The organism is Mycobacterium sp. E740, from assembly GCF_001672895.1.
Lineage (GTDB): Bacteria > Actinomycetota > Actinomycetes > Mycobacteriales > Mycobacteriaceae > Mycobacterium.
Window position 1 is genome coordinate 1 of sequence record NZ_LZKP01000162.1, and the last position, 5,513, is coordinate 5,513.

1 protein-coding gene is annotated in these 5,513 nt (G+C 70.5%); it reads left to right on the forward strand.

Annotation, left to right across the window (positions count from 1 at the left end; translation table 11 throughout):
- On the forward strand, nt 1-5,513 hold a 5,513-nt coding region (locus A5663_RS15655; RefSeq protein WP_156744503.1), incomplete at both ends, for a non-ribosomal peptide synthetase.

The window sequence follows — 5,513 nt, forward strand, 5'->3', positions numbered from 1 at the left end:
AGCGGCGGCCACGCGCCGGACTGGGCGCCGCTGCCGGTGCAGTACGTCGACTACACACTGTGGCAGCGCGCACAACTCGGCGAGATCGACGACCCCGACAGCCGCATCGCCGCCCAGCTCGCCTACTGGGAACAGGCCCTGGCCGGCATGCCCGAACAGCTCCAACTACCCACCGACCGGCCCTACCCGCCCGTCGCCGACTACCGCGGCGCCCGCGTGCCCGTGCAATGGTCGGCGGAGTTGCAGCAGCGCGTCGCGCAACTGGCGCGTGCGCACAACGCGACCAGCTTCATGGTGATGCAGGCCGCGCTGGCGGTGCTGCTGTCGAAGATCAGCGCGAGCAGCGACGTCGCGGTGGGCTTCGCGATCGCCGGGCGCGGCGACACCGCGCTCGACAATCTGGTCGGCTTCTTCGTCAACACCCTGGTGCTGCGGGTCGAGGTGTCCGGCGACCCGACCGTCGACGAGCTGCTGAACGACGTGCGTGCCCGTAGCCTGGCTGCCTACGAACACCTCGACGTGCCGTTCGAGGTGCTCGTCGAGCGGCTCAACCCGACCCGGTCGATGACGCATTCTCCGCTGGTGCAGGTGATGCTGGCCTGGCAGAACTTCGCCGGGCAGGACGGTGACGCCGCCGAGATCGCCCTCGGTGACGTGGACGTGGCGCCACTGCCGGTGGACACCCGCACCGCCCGCATGGACCTGACGTTCTCACTGGGCGAGTACTGGAGCGAGGACGGCGACCCGGCCGGGATCCGCGGCGAGGTGGAGTACCGCACCGACGTGTTCGACGCGGCCAGCATCGAGTCGCTGATCGAGCGGTTGGAGCGGGTCGTGAGCGCCATGACCGCCGAGCCCGCGCGGCGAGTCTCGACGATCGACCTGCTCGACCACGCAGAGCACGCCCGCCTCGACGAGATCGGCAACCGCGCCGCGTTGGCCGGGCCCCCAACCGCTTCGGCGTCGATCCCGGTGTTGTTCGCCGAGCAGGTGGAACGCGCGCCGGAGTCGGTCGCGATCCGATACGGGACGCAGTCGTGGACCTACCGCGAGGTCGAGGAGGCCGCCACTCGGCTGGCCCAGCTGTTGAGGGGACAGGGCGTCGGCCCGGGCGAGTGCGTGGCGCTGTTGCTGCCGCGGTCGGCCGAGATGATCGTCGCGATCCTGGCGGTGCTCAAGACCGGCGCCGCGTATCTGCCGATCGACCCGGCGCTGCCCGCGGCGCGCATGGAGTTCATGGTCGCCGACGCCGCGCCGATCGCCGCCGTCACCAACACCGAGCTCGCCGAGCGGCTGGCCGGCAACGACCTGCCGGTTGTCGACATCGACGACCCCCGCATCGACACGTACCCGGCCGGCGTCGCGCTGCCCACTCCGGACGCCGACGACGTTGCCTACCTGATCTACACCTCCGGAACCACGGGCGTGCCCAAGGGCGTGGCAGTCACCCACCGCAACGTCATCCAACTGCTCGAGCAGCTGCATCGATATCTGCCGGTGACCGGTGTGTGGACGCAGTGCCACACCTACGGGTTCGACACCTCGGTGTGGGAGACGTGGTCGCCTCTGCTGCACGGCGGCCGAGTGGTCGTGGTGCCCGACTCGGTGACCCGGTCGCCCGAGGACTTCGAGGCCCTGCTGGTGGCCGAACAGGTCAGCGTCCTCACCCAGACCCCCTCGGCGGTCGGGGTGTTGTCGCCGGAGAACCTGGGCTCGCTGGCGCTGGTGGTGGCCGGTGAAGCCTGCCCGCCGGAACTGGTCGACCGGTGGGCGCCCGGGCGGACGATGATCAACGCCTACGGCCCGACCGAGACGACGATGGTCGTGATGCTCAGCGCGCCGCTGACCCCCGGAGCCGGGGTGGTGCCCATCGGCGCGCCGGTGCCGACGGCGGCGTTGTTCGTGCTCGACAGCGCGATGCGCCCGGTGCCGGCCGGCGTGGTCGGGGAGTTGTACGTGGCCGGTCGTGGGCTGGCGTGCGGGTATGTGCGCCGGTCCGGGTTGACCGCTTCGCGGTTCGTGGCCTGTCCGTTCGGCGGATCGGGGATGCGGATGTACCGCACCGGCGATCTCGTGTGCTGGGGTGCCGACGGCCAGTTGCAGTATCTGGGCCGTGCCGACGAGCAGGTCAAGATCCGCGGCTACCGCATCGAGCTCGGCGAGGTCCAGGCGGCGCTGGCGGCCTGCGACGGCGTGCAGCAGGCGGTGGTGGTCGCCCGCGCCGACCGCCCCGGCGACAAGCGCCTGGTCGGTTACGTCACCGGGACCGCCGACCCGGCCGAGACGCGGGCGACGCTGGCCGGGCGGTTACCGGCCTACATGGTGCCCACCGCGGTGGTGCTGTTGCCCGCACTGCCGTTGACGCCGAACGGCAAACTCGACACCCGCGCACTGCCCGCTCCGGTGTACCAGGACGTCGATCGTTACCGCGCCCCCGGCAACGCGGTGGAGGAACTGCTGGCCGCCATCTACGGCGAGGTGCTCGGGCTGGAGCGGGTCGGCGTCGACGACTCCTTCTTCGAACTCGGCGGGGACAGCATCCTGTCGATGCAGGTGGTGGCGCGGGCCCGGGCCGCCGGACTGCGGTGCCGCCCGCGCGATCTGTTCGTCGAACAGACCGTGGCCCGGTTGGCCCGGGTGGTCCGGGTGGCCGACGGTGAGGCCGGCGCGATCGACGAGGGTGTCGGACCGGTGGCCGCCACTCCGATCATGCGGTGGCTGGAAGCCGTCGACGGCCCGGTCGACGAGTTCAACCAGACGATGGTGGCGCAGGCCCCCGCGGGGGTGAGCGAGGCCGACGTGCTCGCCGTGTTGCAGGCACTGCTCGACCGCCATGCCATGCTGCGGCTGCGCGTCGACGACGACGGTGCCGGCGGCTGGGCGCTGCACGTGCCCGAGACCGGTTCGGTCGCCGCGACCGAATGCCTGCTGACAGTCGACGAGCTCACCGAACAAGCGCTGCTGGCAGCGCGGTCCCGGTTGAACCCGGCGGCCGGGGCGATGGTGAGCGCGGTGTGGGCGACGTCCACCGGCCAGCTCGCGCTGATCGTCCACCACCTCGCAGTCGACGGGGTGTCGTGGCGAATCCTGTTGGAAGACTTGAACATCGCGTGGGCTCAGCACCACGGCGGCCAACCGATCGCACTGCCGGCGAACGGGACGTCGTTTGCCCGGTGGTCCCGGCTGCTCGCAGAGCACGCACAGCGGCCGGAGGTCGTCGGACAAGCAGGCACCTGGCGGCAGGTGGCGTCGACCCCGGCCGTGCTGCCGTCGTTGCAACCGTCGCTGGACACGTTCGCGACGGCCGGGCAGTTGTCCACCGAGCTGGACGTCGAAACGACCCGGATGCTGCTCGGTGAGGTTCCCGCGGCGTTCCATGCTGGCGTGCAGGACATCCTGCTGATCGCATTCGGCCTGGCCGTCGCGGAGCTGACGGCCACCCGCGCGCCGATCTGCATCGACGTGGAGGGCCACGGGCGCGACGAGGACCTTGCCGACGACGTCGACCTGACGCGCACCGTCGGATGGTTCACGACGAAGTACCCCGTGTCGCTGGCCGTCGGCGGCTTGAAGTGGCGCCAGGTGACGGCCGGTGAGGCCGCGCTGGGTGCGGTCGTCAAGGACGCCAAGGAGCAGCTGCGCGCCCTCCCGGACGGTTCGACCTACGGTCTGCTGCGCTACCTGAACCCGGATGTCGAGCTGACCGGACCGGACCCGGCGATCGGCTTCAACTACCTGGGCCGGGTGGGCGCGGCTGGTGCTCAGCTTTCCGAGGACATGTGGCGGATCAGCCAGGACGGCCTGGCGATGGCCGGTCCAGTCGCGGCCATCCCCATGCCGCTCGCCCACACCGTCGAGCTCAACGCCGGCACCGCGGAAACCGACGGCGGTCCACAGCTGCACGCCAACTGGTCCTGGGCGTCTTCTGTGGTCGAGCACGACCAGGTGCTGCGACTGAGCCGGTTGTGGGCCGACGCCCTCGCTGGGATTTGCGCACATGTGCGCGCCGGCGGAGGCGGCTTGACGCCGTCCGACCTCGCACCGGCCCGGCTGAGCCAACAGCAGGTCGACGAGCTGCAGCAGCGGTACCGCGTCGCCGACGTGCTGCCGCTGACCCCCCTGCAACAGGGCCTGCTGTTCCACGCCGGCTCCGCCGAGAGCAGCGACGACCTGTACGCGGTGCAGCTCGACATCACCGTGACCGGCGCGCTCGACCCGCAGCGGCTGCGGGCCGCGGTGCAGGCCGTCGTCGACCGGCACCCGCACCTCGCGGCCCGATTCTGCGCGGAGTTCGACGAGCCGGTGCAGGTCATCGTGTCCGACCCGGTCGTGCCATGGCAGTACAGGGATCTCACTGACCTCACCGCCGAGGACTCCGACGTCGACGCGCAGGTGCAGACCGTGTCTGCGGCCGAACGCGCGGCGGTCTGCGATCTCGCCGGACAGTCGGCCTTCCGGGCGGCACTCATCCGGGTCGGAGCCGACCGGCACCGGTTCGTGCTGACGAACCACCACATCGTCATCGACGGCTGGTCGCTGCCGATCCTGCTGAACGAGATCATCGCCGGCTACTACGGGCAGCCGCTGCCCGCGCCCGCCTCGTTCCGCAGCTTCGTCAACTGGCTTGCCGGCCAGGATCGCGAAGCCGCCCAAGCAGCGTGGAGCGAGCTGTTCGCCGGGTTCGATACCCCGACCCTGGTGGCGCCGGCCGGCCGCGGTGGACTCGGGCGGCGCGGCGTCGTCGCGCACCGGGTGCCCGAGCAGATCATGAAGGGCCTCACCGAGTTGGCCCGCTCGCAGCAGACCACCGTCAACATTGTGCTGCAAGCCGCCTTCGCCCAGCTGCTGTGCCAGTTGACCGGCCAGCAGGACGTCGCCTTCGGAACGGCGGTCTCGGGGCGGCCCACGGAGGTGGCCGGCGCGGAGTCGATGGTCGGGCTGCTGCTCAACACGGTGCCGGTGCGCGCGAGCATGACAGCTGCGACCACCACGGCCGAGCTACTCGATCGGCTGCAAGGCGCCTACAACCAGACCCTCGAGCACCAGCACCTGGCGCTCAACGACATCCACCGCGTCACCGGGCACGAGCAACTGTTCGACGCGCTGTTCGTATTCGAGAACTATCCGATCGACACCGCCGCCTCGGCCGGTGACCACGAGCTGGCGATCACCGAGTTCGCGACCCGCGAGTACAACCACTACCCGCTGACGGTTGCCGCCATGCCAGGCAGCGATCTGGGTCTTCGCATCGAGTTCGACACCGACGTGTTCGACGCGGAAGGCATCAGGGCGCTCATCGAGCGGTTGGAGCGCGTGCTGGTGGTGATGACCGCTGATGCGGGGCGGCGGCTTTCGGCGCTCGATCTGCTCGATCAGGCAGAGCACGTGCGGCTGGCCGAGGTCGGTAATCGTGTGGTGCTGACCCAGCCGAGGTCGGCGTCGGTGTCGATTCCGGTGTTGTTTGGTGAGCGGGTGGGTCGTGCGCCGGAGGCGGTGGCGATTAGTTGTGGGGC